Annotated in this window: 16 protein-coding genes; 11 read left to right on the top strand and 5 right to left on the bottom strand. The window is 71.3% G+C overall.

Annotated features, from left to right (window positions below; genetic code table 11):
- Positions 1-17: 17 nt before the first annotated feature.
- The 4 genes from H516_RS0105400 to paaZ are packed head-to-tail and all read left to right on the top strand — an operon-like array spanning position 18 to position 5,029.
- Complete coding sequence (locus H516_RS0105400; protein ID WP_026378461.1) at positions 18-1,214, top strand: thiolase family protein; 1,197 nt, start codon at positions 18-20, stop codon at positions 1,212-1,214.
- 2 nt (positions 1,215-1,216) lie between these two features.
- Complete coding sequence (locus H516_RS0105395) at positions 1,217-1,996, top strand: enoyl-CoA hydratase/isomerase family protein (protein ID WP_051138706.1); 780 nt, start codon at positions 1,217-1,219, stop codon at positions 1,994-1,996.
- Positions 1,993-2,895 carry a 3-hydroxyacyl-CoA dehydrogenase family protein gene (locus tag H516_RS18495; RefSeq protein WP_022888698.1) on the top strand — a complete coding sequence of 301 codons (903 nt, stop codon included), beginning with the start codon at positions 1,993-1,995 and terminating at the stop codon, positions 2,893-2,895. The genes H516_RS0105395 and H516_RS18495 overlap by 4 nt, the downstream gene beginning before the upstream one ends.
- A gap of 49 nt (positions 2,896-2,944) precedes the next feature.
- Positions 2,945-5,029, top strand: a complete 2,085-nt coding sequence (gene paaZ, locus H516_RS0105385; protein ID WP_026378459.1) for a phenylacetic acid degradation bifunctional protein PaaZ — start codon at positions 2,945-2,947, stop codon at positions 5,027-5,029.
- Between the two features lie 363 nt (positions 5,030-5,392).
- Here the strand turns inward: paaZ and H516_RS0105380 are convergent, their stop codons facing one another.
- Entirely contained in the window at positions 5,393-6,010 is a 618-nt protein-coding gene (locus H516_RS0105380; protein ID WP_157432157.1) for a hypothetical protein, read from the bottom strand.
- Between the two features lie 461 nt (positions 6,011-6,471).
- Positions 6,472-8,610, bottom strand: a complete 2,139-nt coding sequence (locus tag H516_RS0105375) for a RecQ family ATP-dependent DNA helicase (RefSeq protein WP_022888695.1) — start codon at positions 8,608-8,610, stop codon at positions 6,472-6,474.
- A gap of 142 nt (positions 8,611-8,752) precedes the next feature.
- Here H516_RS0105375 and H516_RS0105370 point away from each other — a divergent pair, with 142 nt between their 5' ends.
- A complete protein-coding gene (locus H516_RS0105370) occupies positions 8,753-8,953 on the top strand; it encodes a hypothetical protein (RefSeq protein ID WP_022888694.1) in 201 nt (66 codons plus the stop codon).
- A 37-nt stretch (positions 8,954-8,990) separates the two neighbouring features.
- On the opposite strand, the gene H516_RS18490 is transcribed toward H516_RS0105370, so the two are convergent.
- The 3 genes from H516_RS18490 to paaI all read right to left on the bottom strand — a co-directional run bounded on the left by H516_RS18490 (position 8,991) and on the right by paaI (position 11,411).
- A complete protein-coding gene (locus H516_RS18490) occupies positions 8,991-9,620 on the bottom strand; it encodes a TetR/AcrR family transcriptional regulator (RefSeq protein WP_022888693.1) in 630 nt (209 codons plus the stop codon).
- 25 nt (positions 9,621-9,645) lie between these two features.
- Positions 9,646-10,905: a phenylacetate--CoA ligase PaaK gene (gene paaK / locus H516_RS0105360; RefSeq protein WP_157432186.1), complete on the bottom strand. Its 1,260-nt coding sequence runs from the start codon at positions 10,903-10,905 to the stop codon at positions 9,646-9,648.
- A gap of 95 nt (positions 10,906-11,000) precedes the next feature.
- On the bottom strand, positions 11,001-11,411 hold the full coding sequence (gene paaI / locus H516_RS0105355) for a hydroxyphenylacetyl-CoA thioesterase PaaI (RefSeq protein WP_022888691.1): 411 nt from the start codon (positions 11,409-11,411) through the stop codon (positions 11,001-11,003).
- Between the two features lie 146 nt (positions 11,412-11,557).
- Here paaI and paaA point away from each other — a divergent pair, with 146 nt between their 5' ends.
- The 6 genes from paaA to H516_RS0105325 all read left to right on the top strand — a co-directional run bounded on the left by paaA (position 11,558) and on the right by H516_RS0105325 (position 16,532).
- The gene (gene paaA, locus H516_RS0105350) at positions 11,558-12,538 is read left to right on the top strand and encodes a 1,2-phenylacetyl-CoA epoxidase subunit PaaA (protein WP_026378457.1); all 981 of its coding nucleotides are present in this window, start codon (positions 11,558-11,560) and stop codon (positions 12,536-12,538) included.
- A 112-nt stretch (positions 12,539-12,650) separates the two neighbouring features.
- The gene (gene paaB / locus H516_RS0105345) at positions 12,651-12,956 is read left to right on the top strand and encodes a 1,2-phenylacetyl-CoA epoxidase subunit PaaB (protein ID WP_022888689.1); all 306 of its coding nucleotides are present in this window, start codon (positions 12,651-12,653) and stop codon (positions 12,954-12,956) included.
- Positions 12,953-13,852: a 1,2-phenylacetyl-CoA epoxidase subunit PaaC gene (gene paaC, locus H516_RS0105340; protein ID WP_022888688.1), complete on the top strand. Its 900-nt coding sequence runs from the start codon at positions 12,953-12,955 to the stop codon at positions 13,850-13,852. Before paaB ends, paaC begins: the two co-directional genes overlap by 4 nt.
- Positions 13,846-14,346 carry a 1,2-phenylacetyl-CoA epoxidase subunit PaaD gene (paaD, locus tag H516_RS0105335; RefSeq protein ID WP_022888687.1) on the top strand — a complete coding sequence of 167 codons (501 nt, stop codon included), beginning with the start codon at positions 13,846-13,848 and terminating at the stop codon, positions 14,344-14,346. Before paaC ends, paaD begins: the two co-directional genes overlap by 7 nt.
- Complete coding sequence (gene paaE / locus H516_RS0105330) at positions 14,346-15,629, top strand: 1,2-phenylacetyl-CoA epoxidase subunit PaaE (protein ID WP_022888686.1); 1,284 nt, start codon at positions 14,346-14,348, stop codon at positions 15,627-15,629. Before paaD ends, paaE begins: the two co-directional genes overlap by 1 nt.
- A 111-nt stretch (positions 15,630-15,740) precedes the next feature.
- Positions 15,741-16,532, top strand: coding sequence for an enoyl-CoA hydratase/isomerase family protein (locus H516_RS0105325; RefSeq protein WP_022888685.1), 792 nt, complete (start codon positions 15,741-15,743; stop codon positions 16,530-16,532).
- Positions 16,533-16,686: the final 154 nt, after the last annotated feature.

Raw genomic sequence — 16,686 nt, 5'->3', positions numbered from 1 at the left:
TGCGGTCAGGAGTGAACATGGCAGAGGCCTACCTCGTCGGCGGGGTGCGCACCCCGGTCGGCCGTTACGGCGGCGTGCTCGCGGGCGTGCGACCCGATGACCTCGCGGCGCTCGTCGTGGGCGAGGCCGTGCGGCGCGCAGGGCTCGACGTCGTCGGGGAGCTCGGGGCGATCGACGAGGTCATCCTCGGCGCAGCGAATCAGGCCGGGGAGGACAACCGCAACGTCGCACGCATGGCGGTGCTGCTCGCGGGGCTGCCCGACGAGGTGCCGGGCGTCACGGTGAACCGCCTCTGCGCCTCGGGCATGTCGGCCATCACGATGGCGGCGCAGGCCGTGCGTGCGGGCGACGCCGACCTCGTGCTCGCGGGCGGCGTCGAGTCGATGACCCGTGCGCCCTGGGTGCAGCAGAAGCCCGAGCGGGCGTTCGCCAAGCCGGGTGCGCAATACGACACCTCGATCGGCTGGCGGTTCCCGAACCCGAAGCTGCTCGCGCGCGACAAGGCCACCTTCTCGATGCCCGAGACGGCCGAGGAGGTCGCTCGGGTCGACGGCATCACCCGTGACGACGCCGACGCCTTCGCCCTGCGCTCGCAGCAGCGCGCCGTCGCCGCGATCGCCGCTGGCCGCTTCGAGTCCGAGATCGTCGGCGTGCCGACGCACCACGGCGAGGTGCTCGTCGACGAGGGCCCTCGCCCCGAGACCACGCTCGAGGTGCTCGCCGGCCTCCGGCCCGTCGTGCCGGGCGGCTCGGTCGTGACCGCCGGCAACTCGAGCGCGCTGAACGACGGCGCGAGCGCGATCTTCGTCGCGAGCGGTGCGGCCGTCGAACGCTACGGGCTCACGCCCCGGGCGCGCATCGTCGTCGGCGCCTCGGCCGGACTCGCCCCTGAGATCATGGGCCTCGGCCCCGTGCCCGCGACCGAGAAGGCGCTCGAACGCGCCGGGATCGACCTCGACGACATCGGCTCGGTCGAGCTCAACGAGGCGTTCGCGACGCAGTCGCTCGCCTCGATGCGCCGCCTCGGGCTCGACCCCGAGCGGGTGAACGCCGACGGCGGTGCGATAGCCCTGGGGCATCCGCTCGGCTCGTCGGGCTCGCGCCTCGTCGTGACCCTGCTCGGCCGCATGGAGCGCGAGGGCTCGCGCTACGGCCTCGCCACCATGTGCGTCGGCGTGGGCCAGGGCAGCGCCCTCATCGTGGAGCGGGTGTGATGATGGCGGGTCTCGAGACGTCGCTTCGCTCCTCCTCGACCGATGATGGCGGGCCGCTGCTCGTCGAACGGCACGACGATCGCGTGGTCGCCGCCCTCAACCGCCCCGACAAGCGCAACGCGATCGACCAGTCGACGATCGACGCCCTCCATCTGCTCTGCGCCGAGCTCGAGGCGATCCCGCGCACGCTCATCCTCACGGGCTCCGGGGGCGTGTTCGCCTCGGGCGCCGACATCTCCCAGCTCCGCGACCGCCGCGCCGCCGACGCCCGCGCCGGCATCAACGCGAACGCCTTCGTGCGCATCGCGCTGCTGCCGATGCCCGTGATCGCCGCGCTCGACGGGTACGCGCTCGGGGGCGGCGCCGAGCTCGCGTACGCCGCCGACATCCGCATCGCGACGCCCTCGCTGAAGATCGGCAATCCCGAGACGGGGCTCGGCATCATCGCCGCGGCGGGCGCGAGCTGGCGCTTGAAGGAGATCGTGGGCGACGCGCGGGCGATCGAACTGCTGCTCACCGGCCGCACGATCGGCGCCGAGGAGGCGCGCGAGATCGGACTCGTCGGGGAGGTGCACCCGGCCGACGAGCTGCTGCCCGCCGCGCACGCGATCGCCGATCGGATCGCCCGCAACGATCGCGCGGCGACGATGGCGACGAAGCGCGTCTTCCGGGCGCCGCGCGAAGAGCACCCGGCCGTCGACCTCGAGGAGCAGGCCGTGCTCTTCGAGAGTCCCGAGAAGACGCGGCGGATGACCGAGTTCCTCGAGAGGAAGCAGAAATGAGCGGGTCTCAAGGTCTCGATACGCTTCGCGACTCGCCCACCGGAAGCGGCGCTCCCGCCGCCGTCGGCGTGCTCGGCGGCGGGCGGATGGGCGCGGGCATCGCGCACGCGTTCCTGCTCGCGGGCTCGAGGGTCACGATCGTCGAGCGCGACGCCGACGCCGCCGCGGCGGCCGCGCAGCGGGTGCTCGCCTCGGTCGAGGCCTCGGTCGTCCGCGGCACCGCCGACGAGGACGCCGCGGCCTACGCCGCCCGCTTCGCCACGAGCACCGACGTCGCCGACTTCGCGAACTGCGAGCTCGTCGTCGAGGCCGTGCCCGAGGACCTCGAGCTGAAGATCGACGCCCTCACCCGCGTCGAGCGGGTGCTCGCCCCGGCCGCGGCGCTCGCCTCGAACACCTCGTCGATCTCGATCGACCAGCTCGCGACCCTGCTCGACCGGCCCTCGCGCTTCGTCGGCATGCACTTCTTCAACCCCGTGCCGGCGTCGACTCTCGTCGAGGTCGTGCGCGGCGAGGCATCCGACCCGAAGCTCGTCGACGAGGCGCGCGGCTGGGTGCGCGCGATCGGCAAGACGCCCATCGTCGTCGCGGACGCCCCGGGCTTCGCCTCGTCGCGCCTCGGCGTCATGCTCGGGCTCGAGGCCATCCGCATGCTCGAGGAGGGCGTCGCCTCGGCCGAGGACATCGACGCGGCGATGACGCTCGGGTACAAGCACCCCGTCGGGCCGCTCAAGCTGACCGACCTCGTCGGACTCGACGTGCGGCTCGGCATCGCCGAGTACCTCGCGCAGACGCTCGGCGAACGATTCGCTCCGCCCGCCCTGCTGAGGCGCATGGTCGCCGAGGGCAGGCTCGGCCGCAAGAGCGGCGAGGGCTTCTACCAGTGGGATGCCTCGTGAGGGGTCTCGATTCGCCGCGCTACTCGACCACCGAGAGGACCATCAGATGATGACCGAGATCCTGCCGAGCTACGTCAACGGCGGGTGGTGGACGCCCTCCCCGTCCGCGCCGGCGACCGAGGTGCGCGACGCCTCCACGGGGGAGGTCGTGACCCGGGTGTCGACCGAGGGGCTCGACCTCGGCGCCGCGCTCGAGTACGCGCGCACCGTCGGCCAGGCCTCGCTCGGTGAACTCACCTTCCACCAGCGTGCGGTGCTGCTGAAGCAGATGGCCCTCGCGTTGACCGAGCGCAAAGCCGAGCTGTATGCGCTGTCGAGCCGCACCGGCGCCACCAAGCAGGACTCGTGGGTCGACATCGACGGCGGCATCGGCGTGTTGTTCACCTTCTCGGGCAAGGGCCGTCGTGAGATGCCGAATTCGAAGGTCTACCTCGACGGAGCCGTCGAGAACCTCTCGAAGGACGGTTCATTCCTGGGGCGGCATATCTATACCCGCCTGCCCGGTGCGGCCGTGCAGATCAACGCTTTCAACTTCCCGGTGTGGGGTTCGCTCGAGAAGTTCGCGCCCGCCTTCCTCGCCGGAATGCCCACCGTCGTGAAGCCTGCGACGCCGACCGGCTATCTCGCCGAGGCGTTCGTGCGCATCCTCGTCGAGTCGGGGCTGCTCCCCGACGGGTCGCTGCAGCTGGTCTCGGGCAGCGTGCCGACGCTCTTCGATCACCTGCGGCTCGGCGACCTCGTCGGGTTCACCGGCTCGGCCTCGACGGCCGAGAGGCTGCGCGCGCATGACGCCGTGCAGACCGGCGGGGTGCGTTTCACGAGCGAGACCGACTCGATCAATGCGAGCGTGCTCGGCACCGACGCGGTGGCCGGCACCCCCGAGTTCGATGCGTACGTCAAGCAGCTCGTCGTCGAGATGACGACGAAGGCGGGGCAGAAGTGCACCGCGATCCGCCGGGCGATCGTGCCCGAGGCCTCCGTCGACGCCGTCATCGACGCGGTGCGCGCACGCATCGCCGAGCGCGTCGTCGTCGGCGACCCGCGCGCCGAGGGCGTCACGATGGGCCCGCTCGCCTCGACCGCCCAGCGCGACGAGGTGCTGCGTCAGGTCGGCCGGCTCACCGCCGCGGGTGGCGAGCTCGTGATCGGTTCGACGGATGCCCCGACGGTCGCACTCGCGGACGGCTCGACCGGCTCGGCGCCCGACGGCGCCTTCGTCGCGCCGATGCTGCTGCGATTCGCGGATGCCGCGAGCCCGGCCCTGCACGAGGTCGAGGCCTTCGGCCCGGTCTCGTCGATCGTCGGTTACGGCTCGCTCGCCGAGGCCTCGGCGCTCGTCGCGCGCGGCGGCGGCTCACTCGTCACGAGCGTCGCGACCCATGACCCCGCGGTCGCCGTCGAACTCGCCTCGGGCATCGCAGCGTACAACGGTCGCGTGCTCTTCCTCGACCGCGACGACGCCCGCACCTCGACCGGTCACGGCTCGCCGCTGCCGAACCTCGTGCACGGCGGCCCCGGCCGCGCGGGCGGCGGGGAGGAGCTCGGCGGCATCCGCGCGGTGCTGCACCACATGCAGCGCACCGCGGTGCAGGGCTCGCCCGAGATGCTCACGACGCTCACCGGGGTGTGGCACGCGGGCGCGAGCGCGCGGGCCGGTGGGGTGCACCCGTTCCGCAAGTCGCTCGCCGAACTGCGGCTCGGCGACCAGGTCGTCAGCGGCTCGCGCACGGTGACGCTCGACGACATCGAGACCTTCGCGAACTTCACGGGCGACACCTTCTACGCCCACATGGACGAGGAGGCCGCGGCAGCGAACCCGTTCTTCCCGGGCCGGGTCGCGCACGGGTACCTGCTCGTCTCGTGGGCGGCGGGGCTCTTCGTCGACGCGGCACCGGGCCCGGTGCTCGCGAACTCCGGCCTCGAGAACCTGCGCTTCGTGACGCCGGTCTCGCCCGGCGACGCGATCCGAGTCGAGCTCACGGCCAAGCAGATCACTCCGCGTGAGACCGACGAGTACGGCGAGGTGCGGTGGGACGCGGTGCTCCGCAACCAGAACGACGAGCTCGTGGCGTCGTACGACGTGCTGACGCTCGTCGCGAAGGAGCAGGCCGGCGAGGCCACGCCGGTCGGGTAGTCACCGGCGTGCGGACGCCGCGGGGTCGCGCCGTCACTGCTGTGCGGGTGCCCCGGCGCCTACCGATCGCGCGTCGTCCCGGCTGTGCAGGTGCCCCGACCGCGCCGGCACCGCTGTGCAGGTGCCCCCGCGCCGCACTGATCGCGCGTCGCCGCGGTCTTGTGAACGCCTTCGGCCCGGTCGGATCATCCATCAGAGCTGTGCCAGTTCCCCCTCATCGTGCGGTGCCGATGAGGGGGAACCGACATGGCGCGGAGGGAACGTCCGATCCGATTCGGGTGGAGGCCCGAATGCTCTCCGCCCTGTCATCGGATGGCGGCGATCGCCCGTCCAGGGCGAAATCGCCGCCTGCCGGCGTGCCGGCTATTCGGTCGACCGTGCGACGGTCAGCAGATAGCCATCCGGGTCAGGGCAGGCGTTCTGCAGCGCCGCGTCGATGTCCCGGTCCATGAATCGGGGGTCGTCCCCGACTGAAGGGAACCAGGCGAACCCGGGATAGCTCTCGACCCAGACCTCGCGTTCGGGTGGCTCGGGCACTTCGATTCCGTTCGCGGCGAGGCACGGCGCGTAGAAGTCGGTCAGGTAGTCGTAGATCCAGCCGAGTTCGGTGTCGTTGGGAGCCGGGCGGGTGGTCTTCGTCGGGTACGCAGTATCGCAGGCGTATGCCGCGATCAGCTCCGCCTCGCTGCCGCTGCCCGTCCAGCCGATGGAGTCGGGTGAACCGTCGGCGTTGTCCGCTGCGTGGACCTTTTCGATCTGCAGTCCGGCCGCTTCATAGCACGCGCGCAGCACGTCGTTGCGGTTCTCATCGGTGACGTACGCTTCGAATGGGTCCGCTGGTCGCACCGCATCAGGGAAACTGGCGAGCACCCTCTGCCAGCGGGCGTCGGCGTTCTCGAGTCGCTTCGTCTCCGACTCCGCCTCGGAGAGCGGCGGATCGGGCTCGGGATAGGGAGCCAGGTCGGGCATCTCGATGCCCACGACCGCTGAGGCCGCTTCGGTCGGACCTGCGGCGGCATCGGCGGGCGACAGCGCAGCGCATGCGGTCAGCAGGAGCAGGGATGCCACGGGAAGAGCGAGGCACCAGCCCGCGGCCGGCAAGGGTCGCCGAGCGAGAAGCCGGGTCATGTGCTCGATGATTGCGGAGAAGTCACTCCGGATCAAGCGTCGACCAGGCGGGCCCGATGCGCCGTCGCCGTCGCCGTGTGCGCTCGAGTGGGTTTCGGTTCGGAGCAGCCGTACCGAAGTACCGAAGTACCGAAGTACCGGGGCCATGCGCGGCGGAACCGTCCGGGCGACGGTCGCGAAATCGCAGGTTGCGCTGATCGGCTCGCCCGAGCGTTACAAGTTGAGCCAGATCTGGTGGCAGGCGACTGGCGGCGGGTGGCAGGTGGCAGGCGACTGGCGGCAGGTGGCCCGCCGCCGTCGGCGCCGCTGCGGTGTCACCCGCGCAGCGCGAGGGCGAATGGCAGCACTCCGCCCGCCCCGGCGAGGCGCAGCTCGCGGGCGGCGACCGTGAGCGTCCACCGGCTGTCGGCGAGGTCGTCGACGAGCAGCACCGGCCCGGCCGGCACGTCGAGCCCCGCCGCGGAGAACCGACCCCACACGCCCGCGAGCCGGAACGCGCTGTTGCCGCCGGGCTGCCCGCTCGGGCCACCGTCGACCGGGTCGAGCGCGCCGAGGTAGGGGAGGCGGCCGACCTCTGCGAGGCCGCGCGCCAGCGAATCGACGAGCAGCGGCTTCGAGCGCGACGGCATCGCCACGACGGCAACGGGGCGGTCGGCCCAGCCCCAGTCGGCGAGCACTCGGACGCAGGCGGCGAGCAGTTGCGGCGACACCGGTGCATCGGGCGCCCCCGCGGCGAAGACCTCACGAAGGGTGCCGCCCCAGCCGAGATCGGTCAGGCGGGCGAGCGCCCGCCCCTCGCTCGCCTGTTCGGCGGGGGAGATGCGGCCCTTCACCGGCACCCCGAGCCGGTCGGCGCCGGTGGGCCAGGCGCGACGCGGCTCGATCGGCACACCGACCCGGTCGAGGGCCTTCGCCGCGGTCGCCGATGCCTCGGCGCCGATCGCGGTGGGGTACCAGACACCTGCGCAGTTGTCGCACCGCCCGCAAGGGGCCGCCGTCGCATCGTCGAGCGAGCGCTGCAGGAACTCCATGCGGCAGCCCCCGGTCGTCTCGTACTCGATCATGTGCTGCTGCTCGGCGAGCCGCTCGGCGGCGATGCGGCGGTAGCGCTCCTCGTCGTAGGCCCACGGCGCGCCGGTCGCGACCCAGCCGCCCTTCTCGCGCCGCACGGCGCCGTCGACATCGAGCACCTTCAGCAGCAGCTCGAGCGGCGTGCGCCGGAGGTCGACCCTCGCCTCGAGCGCGGGGGTCGACACCGGCGTGTCGGAGAGCGCGGCGATCACGCGTTCGGCCCGCTCGCGGTCGGGCATCGAGGCGGTCGCGAAGTAGTGCCAGATCTCGCGGTCTTCGACGCCCGGCAGCAGCAGCACGTCGGCCGACTCGGTCGCACGGCCCGCGCGGCCGACCTGCTGGTAGTAGGCGACCGGCGACGACGGCGCCCCGAGGTGCAGTACGAAACCGAGGTCGGGCTTGTCGAAGCCCATGCCGAGCGCGCTCGTCGCGACGAGCGCCTTGACCTCGTTGCGCTTCAGCATTCCCTCCGACTCGGCCCGCTCGTCTGGGTCGGTCTGCCCGGTGTACGCCCGCACCTCGTGCCCGCGCTCGCGCAGCAGCCGGGCGGTGTCGTTCGCCGCCGCCACCGTCAGCGTATAGATGATGCCCGAGCCGGGCATCTCGCCGAGATGCCCGACGAGCCAGGCCAGCCGACTCGCCGAGTCGGGCAGCCGCAGCACGCCGAGGCGCAGCGAGGTGCGTGCGAGGGGGCCGCGAATGGTGACGACGCCGCCTTCGGCGTCTCCTCCGCCGTGGCGCTCGAGCGAGCCGGATGCCTCACCCCCGAGTTGCTCGGCGACATCGGCCACGACCCGGCTGTTGGCCGTCGCGGTCGTGGCGAGCACGGGCACCTCGGCCGGCATCTGCGCGATCAGCTCGCGAAGGCGCCGGTAGTCGGGGCGGAAGTCGTGCCCCCAGTCGCTGATGCAATGCGCTTCGTCGACGACGAGCATGCCGATGCGGCGAACGAGTGCCGGCAACTGCTCGTCGCGGAACGAGGGGTTGTTCAGCCGCTCGGGCGAGACGAGCAGCACGTCGACCTCGTCGCGGTCGAGCCGGGCGAGCACCTCGCCCCATTCGTGCGGGTTGGTCGAGTTGATGGCGACCGCCCTGACGCCGGCCCGTTCGGCCGCGGCGATCTGGTCGCGCATGAGCGCGAGCAGCGGCGAGACGAGCACGGTGGGACCGCCGCCACGTCGGCGCAGCAGCAGGGTCGCGACGAAGTAGACGGCCGACTTGCCCCAGCCGGTGCGTTGCACGACGAGCGCCCGGCGACGACCCTCGACGAGTGCCTCGATCGCCTCGAACTGCCCGTCGTGGAAGTCGGCGTCGCCCCGCCCCACGAGCTCGCGGAGCGCCGCGAGCGCGGCGGATCGGGTGTCGGTCGTCTCCGGCGTCATCGCTCCAGCTTCGCGCATGCCTCGGACATCCGTGCGCGGGAAGGACGGGAACGCGGTGGCCCGGAGAAAGTAGGGCGATCGCCGGATGCCACGCCGCCACCTCAGAGCGCAGGCTCGAAGTCGACGAGCAGGAGGAGTCGACATGTTGGTCTCGGAGTACAGCTTTCCGCATCTGATCGCCGCGGGCGACGAGCGCCGGGCGCGTGAACTCGAACGTCGCCGCGTGGCCGACGAGCGGCGCGCGGAGCTCGCGACGCCGGCGCGTACTCGGCGTGCGGCCTCGCGCCGCAGCATCCGTCGGACCGCCGACCGCACCGTCGCGGGAGACTGCGCCACCGCGTGAGCCACCGCGTGAGCCGCCGCAGACCGGCGCGCCCGGCTCAGCCCAGCAGCTCCTGCACCCGGTTCGAGGTCGGCATGCGCAGCCCGTCGAGCGCGACCGCGATGACGTCGTCGGCCAGCTTGTCGGCGTCTTCGCGGCCGCCGGGGCGGTACCACTCGACGATCGAGTTGATCATGCCGAAGACGAGCCGCGCGACGACGCTCGCGTCGAGGTCGCTGCGCAGCGTTCCCTCGCGCTGCGCCTCTTCGACGAGCGCGGTGATGGCGCGGTCGAAGGCGCGGCGGCGGGCGAGTGCGCGGCGCTCGACCTCGGTGTTGCCGCGCACGCGCAGCAGCAGCGTGACGCTCGGCAGCCTGGCGACGAGAACGTGCACCGCGCCGCGGAGGGCGAGATCGAGGCGATCGGCCGCACGACCGCCCGAGGCATCCGCGTCGTGGAGCACCCCCTCGAGTGCGCTCAAGGCGTCGTCGAGGGCTCGCTCGAGGATCTCGTCTTTCGAAGCGAAGTGATGGTAGATGGCCGACTTCGAGAGCCCGAGCCGGTCGGCGAGCACGCCCATCGAGGTCGCGTCGTAGCCGTACTGGTTGAAGGCGGCGACGGCGACGTCGAGGATGCCCTGCTGGTCGTAGCCCGGGCGGCCTCGTCGAAGTGATCCGTTCTCGCTCATCGCCCCAAGTCTCTCACCGGGGCGCTCATTCGCCCCGCAGGTCGTAGACCCGCTTGTACTTGCCCTCGCTGCGCGGCAGCGCGCCCGGCTCCTCGAGCCTCACCTCGACGGTCGAGCCGATGAGTACCTTGATCTTCTTCGCCAGTACGACCGAAGCCGCCTCGCACACCTCGCGCGAGAGGTCGGGGTGCCGCTCGATGCGCACCGTCATCGCGTCCATGCGGCCTTCGCGGGTGAGTTCGAGGATGAAGTGCGGCGTGAGCTGCTCGATGCCGAGCACGATCTCCTCGATCTGCGTCGGGAAGAGATTCACCCCGCGCAGGATGATCATGTCGTCGTTGCGGCCGGTGATCTTCTCGATGCGGCGCATCGCGGGGCGCGCGGTGCCCGGCAGCAGGCGCGTGAGGTCGCGCGTGCGGTAGCGGATGACCGGGAACGCCTCCTTCGTGAGCGAGGTGAAGACGAGCTCGCCCATCTCGCCGTCGGCCAGCACCGCGCCCGAGTCGCCGTCGATGATCTCGGGCAGGAAGTGGTCCTCCCAGATGTGGGGGCCGTCCTTCGTCTCGATGCACTCGTTGCCGACGCCCGGCCCCATGACCTCGCTGAGCCCGTAGATGTCGAGCGCGTCGATGCCGAGGCGCTGCTCGAGCTCGTGGCGCATCTCGTTCGTCCACGGCTCGGCGCCGAGCACCGCCGTCTTGAGCGAGGTCGAGCGCGGGTCGATGCCGGCCGCGACCATCGCGTCGGCGATGGTGAGCAGGTAGCTCGGCGTGCAGAGGATCGCGTCGGGCTCGAAGTCGACGATGAGCTGCACCTGGCGGGCCGTCTGGCCGCCCGATATCGGGATGACGGTGGCGCCGAGCTTCTCGATGCCGGCGTGGGCGCCGAGCCCGCCGGTGAACAGGCCGTAGCCGTAGGCGTTGTGCACCTTCATGCCGGGGCGCACGCCGCTCGCGCGGAGCGAGCGGGCCACGAGGGTCGCCCAGCGGTCGAGGTCGCCCTTCGTGTAGCCGACGACGGTGGGCCGGCCGGTGGTACCGCTCGAGGCGTGGATGCGCGCGACCTCGGCCATCGGCACGGCGAACATGCCGAAGGGGTAGGTCTGCCGCAGGTCCTCCTTGGTGGTGAACGGCAGCTTCGCGACATCGGCGAGGCTCTGGATGTCACGGGGGTGCACCCCCGCCGCGTCGAACTTCGCGGTGTAGAGGGGCACGTGCTCGTACGCGTGCGCGACGGTCTGGCGCAGCCGCTCGAGCTGCAGCGCCTCGAGTTCTGCGCGGGTCATCCGCTCTTCGGGGTCGAGCTCGTCGGGGCGCGGGGGCACGAGGCCCGAGACGCTGGGGGAGGTGGTCGTCGTCGACACGTGGGGCTCCGTGCTGGTCAGAGGGTGCGGTTGGTGGAGATGGAACGGCCGCGGAACTCGGCGACCGCGTCGCCGTGCTCGTCGACGACCGAGACGTCGTAGAGTCCGGTGCGGCCCGACCGGGTACGGCGGACGGCGGTCGCGGTGAGGGTCTGCCCCGAGACGGTGGACTTCAGGAAGGTGATGTCGGCGCCCGCGGCGACGGTGACCGTCTCGTCCTCGTTGCAGGCGATCGCGAAGGCGGTGTCGGCCAGGGTGAAGACGAGGCCGCCGTGGGTGATGCCGAAGCCGTTGGTCATGTCGTCGCGCACGCGCATCGAGACCACGGCGTGGCCGGGGTCGTCGCGTTCGACGACGAGGCCGAGCGCCGCGGAGGCGAGGTCGCGCTGCATCATGGCACGGTTCGGGGCGGTCGCGGCATCCGTCATGTTCGACTCCTCATCGAGTTCGCGCGTCGTTGCTGCGACGCTGACGATGACTATATACTAACTGAACGATCGGTTAGTAATGTTGGATGCCACGTGGCGCTCCGTTCGCGAAGCGCCCGAACCCCACGAAGACACAGGAGTCGATGATGACCGCAGCTGCCGAGCTCAGCCTCGCCGGCGCCGAGCCCCAGGACGACGAGGGCCGGGCCCTCTTCGACGAGCTCATCGCGAAGGACTCGCGCATCGAGCCCCGCGATTGGATGCCCGAGGCGTACCGCAAGACGCTCATCCGCCAGATCAGCCAGCACGCGCACTCCGAGATCATCGGCATGCAGCCCGAGTCGAACTGGATCACACGAGCACCGAGCCTCAAGCGCAAGGCCATCCTCATGGCCAAGGTGCAAGACGAAGCCGGGCACGGCCTCTACCTCTACTCTGCGGCGCAGACGCTCGGCATCGGCCGCGACGAGATGATGAGCCAGCTCATCGAGGGCCGCGCCCGTTACTCGTCGATCTTCAATTACACCACCCCGACGTGGGCCGACATGGGTGCGATCGGCTGGCTGGTCGACGGCGCCGCGATCTGCAACCAGGTGCCGCTGTGCCGCGCGTCGTACGGCCCGTACGGCCGCGCGATGGTGCGCATCTGCAAGGAGGAGTCGTTCCACCAGCGGCAGGGGTTCGAGATCCTGCTCGAACTCATGCAGGGCACCGAGGCGCAGCGCGAGATGGCGCAGGACGCGGTGAACCGCTGGTACTGGCCGAGCCTGCAGATGTTCGGCCCGCCCGACGACGAGTCGCCGAACTCGGCGCAGTCGATGGCGTGGAACATCAAGCGCTTCTCGAACGACGAGCTGCGCCAGCGCTTCGTCGGCATGCTCGTGCCGCAGGCCGAGGTGCTCGGCGTGACCCTGCCCGACCCGGCGCTGCGCTTCAACGACGAAACCGGCGAGTACGACATGAGCGAGATCGACTGGACCGAGTTCAACGAGGTGCTCGCCGGTCGCGGCCCCGCCAACGCCGAGCGTCTCCGCCGTCGCCGCGAAGCGCACGACGAGGGCGCCTGGGTGCGCGAAGCCGCCGCCGAGTACGCCCGCAAGCAGTCGCTGAAGGCCGCGGCAGCATGAGCGGGTCGAGGAGCGAGCGCAGCGAGCGTCTCGAAATCGCGAGGTGGCGTCGGGGTTCGAGCGGGTTGAGGAGCGAGCGCAGCGAGCGTCTCGAAACCCAGAAGGAGACGAAATGAGCACCCCCGGTGAGCTCGGAACCGAGCCCTGGCCCCTGTGGGAGGTCTTCGTGCGCGCCAACCGCGGCCTGAGCCACGTGCACGTCGGCTCGCTGCACGCGCCCGACGCCGACATGGCCGTGCGCAACGCCCGCGACCTCTACACCCGCCGCAACGAGGGCATCTCGATCTGGGTCGTGCCGGCCGACGCCGTCACGACGAGCGACCCCGACGCGAAGGGCGCCTTCTTCGAGAGCCCGGCCGGCAAGAACTACCGGCACGCGGTGTACTACACGAAGAGCGAAGGGGTGAAGCACCTGTGAGCGAGAACTCGCCGGTTGAGGAGCGCCCGACGAAGGAGGACGCGTCTCGAAACCCGGAGTCCACCCACGGCGACGTCTCGGTCGACCGCCTCGCGCTCGCCGACGAACTCGCGGGCTCGGCCGAGGGTGCCGGTCGCGTCGCCTCCGCGGATGCCGCGGAGTACGCGCTGCGGCTCGGCGACGACGCGCTCGTGCTCGCCCAGCAGCTCGGCATGTGGATCACCCGTGCACCCGAGCTCGAGGAGGACATCGCCCTCGGCAACATCGGCCTCGACCTCATCGGCCACGCCCGCTCGCTGCTCCATTACGCCGGCACCGCCACGGGTCGCAGCGAAGACGAGCTCGCCTACTGGCGCGACGAGCCCGAGTGGCGCAACGCCTGGCTCTTCGAGCAGCCGAACGGCGACTTCGCATGCACGATCGCGCGTCAGCTCGTGGCATCCCTCTACCTCTTCGAGCTGTACGGCGCGCTCGCCGACTCGACCGACCCGACCCTTGCGGCGATCGCAGCGAAGTCGGTGAAGGAGGTCGACTACCACCGCGACCACGCGACCCAGTGGGTGCTGCGGCTCGCGGGCGGCACCGAGGAGTCGCGCCGGCGCATGATCCGCGGCGTCGAGGTCACCTGGCCGTACGTCGACGAGCTGTTCGCCGACGACGAGCTCACCGAGCGGCTCGCCGCCGACGGCGTCGCCGTGCTGCCCTCGACGCTGCGACCGGCGTTCGAGTCGGCCGTCGACGCGGTGTTCGCCGAGGCCTCGCTCGAACGGCCGTCCGGCCGAACCGCGGTCACCGCCTCGGGCGGGGGACGACGGGGCTCGCACACCGAGCACCTCGGGCCGCTCCTCGCCGAGATGCAGGTGCTCGCCCGACAGCACCCGGGGGCATCATGGTGACCGCGACCGCCGAGCGCACCGCCTGGCAGGTCGCGGCGACGGTGACCGACCCCGAGATCCCCGTGCTGACCATCGAAGACCTGGGTGTGCTGCGCACGGTCGAGGTCGCCGACGACGGCGCGGTGCACGTCGAGCTCACCCCCACCTACAGCGGATGCCCCGCGATGGACGCCATGCGCGACGACGTCGTGCTCGCGCTCACGCACGCGGGCTACGACGAGGTGCGGGTCGACCTCGTGCTCGCCCCCGCGTGGACCACCGACTGGATGACCGACATCGGCAAGCAGAAGCTGCGCCGCTACGGCATCCAGGCGCCCACGGGCCTCGCCGCCGCGCGCGGCGCGGGCCCCGTGCGCGTGCAGCTCGCCGTGAAGTGCCCCCGCTGCGACTCGCTCGACACCCGCGAGATCGCCCGCTTCGGCTCGACCTCGTGCAAGGCGCTCTACGAGTGCCGCGCTTGCCTCGAGCCCTTCGACTACTTCAAGGTGATCTGATGGCGGCGAGAAACCTGGGCTCGTCCTCCGAGCAGGTTGAGGAGGCGACGAAGGAGCCGTCTCGAAACCCAACCGGGCGATCCGGTTTCGAGACGCTCCCTTCGCTCGCTCCTCAACCAGCCGACGCTGCCATCGCCGAGGCGTTCCTCACCTCGACCGTGGGCGGCGAACATCTTCCGAAGCGCCGGCGCGCACGATTCCACTCGCTCGAGGTCGCCGAGGTGCGCCCGCTCACGAGCGATGCCGTCGAGGTGACCTTCACCGTTCCGGTCGAGCTCGCCGAGGAGTACAGCTACCTGCCCGGGCAGTACGTCGCCCTCCGCAAGGAGCTCGACGGGCACGAGCGCCGGCGAAGCTACTCGATCTGCCGCCCGCCGCAGACGGCCGACGACGGCACCGGCCGCATCTCGGTCGGCATCAAGCGCGACCTCGGCGGAATCTTCTCGAGCTGGGCGAACAGCGAGCTGCAGCCGGGTGACACCCTCGACGTGATGAGCCCGCAGGGCACCTTCACCTCGACGCTCGACGCCCTCGACGGCAAACACATCGTCGCGATCGCGGCGGGATCGGGCATCACGCCGCTCATGGCGCTCGCCCAGACGGTGCTCGCACGCTCCGAGACATCCGAATTCGAACTCGTCTACACGAACCGCTCGACGCTCGACGTGATGTTCCTCGAGGAGCTCGCCGAGCTGAAGGACCGGTACCCCTCGCGGCTCGCGCTGCACCACGTGCTCTCGCGCGAGCAGCGCACGGCGCCGATCCTCTCGGGGCGTATCGACGCGTCGAAGCTGGAGACGATGCTCGACGTGCTCATCCGGCCCGAGACGGTCGACGAGTGGTTCCTGTGCGGGCCGTTCGAGCTCGTGCAGCTCGCGCGAGACACCCTCGAGGCGCGGGGCGTGCCCGCGGCGCACGTACGTTACGAGCTCTTCACGACCGACGCCGATCGGGTCGAGCCGCGCCACGGTCGCCCGGTCGAGGTGAAGCAGGGCGAGGAAACGGTTGCGATCGAGTTCACCCTCGACGGGCAGTCGTCGACGGTCGAGAGCCCGGTGTCGGCGAACGAGTCGATCTTGAACGCGGCGCTTCGGGTCCGTCCCGACGTGCCGTTCGCGTGCGCGGGCGGGGTGTGCGGCACTTGCCGTGCGCGGGTCGTGTCGGGCTCGGTCAACATGACCGAGAACTACGCCCTCGAGCCCGACGAGCTCGAGCGCGGTTACGTGCTCACGTGCCAGTCGCACCCGAAGTCCGAGCGCGTCGTGGTCGATTATGACGTGTGAGCCCGTTGCGGGGGTGCTTTTCCGCAAGATCTCACGCGGTCGCGAGCGGAACATTGCGGTAAAGCACCCCCGCAACGGTGCGGGGGAGTGCGCATCGAGAGGAGCAACCCAGTGATCGAGTTCACGGTGGACGAGGCGACGCGGGTCGGCGAGGTCGTGCTGAACGCGCCCGACAAGCTCAACGCACTCGACGAGCACGCGATCGGCGAACTCGCCGCGGCGTACGACGAGGCGCTGCGCCACGCGCAGGCGGGAGAGCTGCGCGCCCTCGTGCTGCGCGGCGAGGGTCGCGCGTTCTGCGCGGGCCGCGACATCTCGGGCGTCGACCCGCGCGAGGACGACGTGCAGGGCTACCTCGGCGGCATCGTCGAGCCGCTGCTCAAGCGAATGGCCGCGATCCCGGTGCCGACGTTCGCGGTCGCGCACGGCGCCTGCCTCGGTGTCGGGCTGGGCCTGCTCATCGCGAGCGACATCGTCTACGTCGCCGACACCGCGAAGATCGGCTCGCCGTTCGCGAACCTCGGCGCGACCCTCGACTCGGGCGGGCACGCCCTCTTCGTCGAGCGCCTCGGGGCGCACCGCACGATGGACCTCATCGTCTCGGGCCGGCTCATGTCGGGCGCGGAGGCGGTCTCGGCGGGCCTGTTCTCGCAGGTGTTCGCCGCCGACGAGGTGCTTGACGCGACCCGCGCGGCAGCCGGCCGTGCGGCGAAGGGCGCCACGCAGGCGTTCGTCGCCTCGAAGCGCCTCGTCGCGGCGCTCCGCGACGAGCGCCTCGGGCTCTGGGCCTCGATGGCCGAGGAGAACCGGGCGCAGGCCGCGCTCTGCGACACCGCCGACTACCGCGAGGGCTTCGCCGCCTTCCAGGAGAAGCGCACGCCGGAGTTCACCGGGCGCGGGTGACGCCATTCGACCACCGCCGCTGGTTGCCGCCCGCCGCACCCTCCGTTCGCGCGATTTCGCATCGTGGTGTCGCGCAAACGGTCGCCACGGGCGGGCGCCAACGACGATTCGCGCGATTTCGCATCGTGGTGTCGCGCGAACAGTCGCCACGGGA

The sequence above is a fragment of the Agromyces italicus DSM 16388 genome (genome assembly GCF_000421545.1).
GTDB lineage: Bacteria > Actinomycetota > Actinomycetes > Actinomycetales > Microbacteriaceae > Agromyces > Agromyces italicus.
This window is presented reverse-complemented; position numbering and strand designations above follow the sequence as displayed.

Bases quoted from the DNA above. Each gene is read 5' to 3' on its own strand.
- paaE (WP_022888686.1), top strand. From the start codon at position 14,346: ATGGCGGCGAGAAACCTGGGCTCGTCCTCCGAGCAGGTTGAGGAGGCG.
- paaA (WP_026378457.1), top strand. From the start codon at position 11,558: ATGACCGCAGCTGCCGAGCTCAGCCTCGCCGGCGCCGAGCCCCAGGAC.
- paaI (WP_022888691.1), bottom strand. From the start codon at position 11,411: ATGACGGATGCCGCGACCGCCCCGAACCGTGCCATGATGCAGCGCGAC.
- H516_RS0105370 (WP_022888694.1), top strand. From the start codon at position 8,753: ATGTTGGTCTCGGAGTACAGCTTTCCGCATCTGATCGCCGCGGGCGAC.
- H516_RS0105400 (WP_026378461.1), top strand. From the start codon at position 18: ATGGCAGAGGCCTACCTCGTCGGCGGGGTGCGCACCCCGGTCGGCCGT.
- H516_RS0105375 (WP_022888695.1), bottom strand. From the start codon at position 8,610: ATGACGCCGGAGACGACCGACACCCGATCCGCCGCGCTCGCGGCGCTC.
- paaD (WP_022888687.1), top strand. From the start codon at position 13,846: ATGGTGACCGCGACCGCCGAGCGCACCGCCTGGCAGGTCGCGGCGACG.
- H516_RS18490 (WP_022888693.1), bottom strand. From the start codon at position 9,620: ATGAGCGAGAACGGATCACTTCGACGAGGCCGCCCGGGCTACGACCAG.
- paaB (WP_022888689.1), top strand. From the start codon at position 12,651: ATGAGCACCCCCGGTGAGCTCGGAACCGAGCCCTGGCCCCTGTGGGAG.
- paaK (WP_157432186.1), bottom strand. From the start codon at position 10,905: ATGACCCGCGCAGAACTCGAGGCGCTGCAGCTCGAGCGGCTGCGCCAG.
- paaZ (WP_026378459.1), top strand. From the start codon at position 2,945: ATGACCGAGATCCTGCCGAGCTACGTCAACGGCGGGTGGTGGACGCCC.
- H516_RS0105395 (WP_051138706.1), top strand. From the start codon at position 1,217: ATGGCGGGTCTCGAGACGTCGCTTCGCTCCTCCTCGACCGATGATGGC.
- H516_RS18495 (WP_022888698.1), top strand. From the start codon at position 1,993: ATGAGCGGGTCTCAAGGTCTCGATACGCTTCGCGACTCGCCCACCGGA.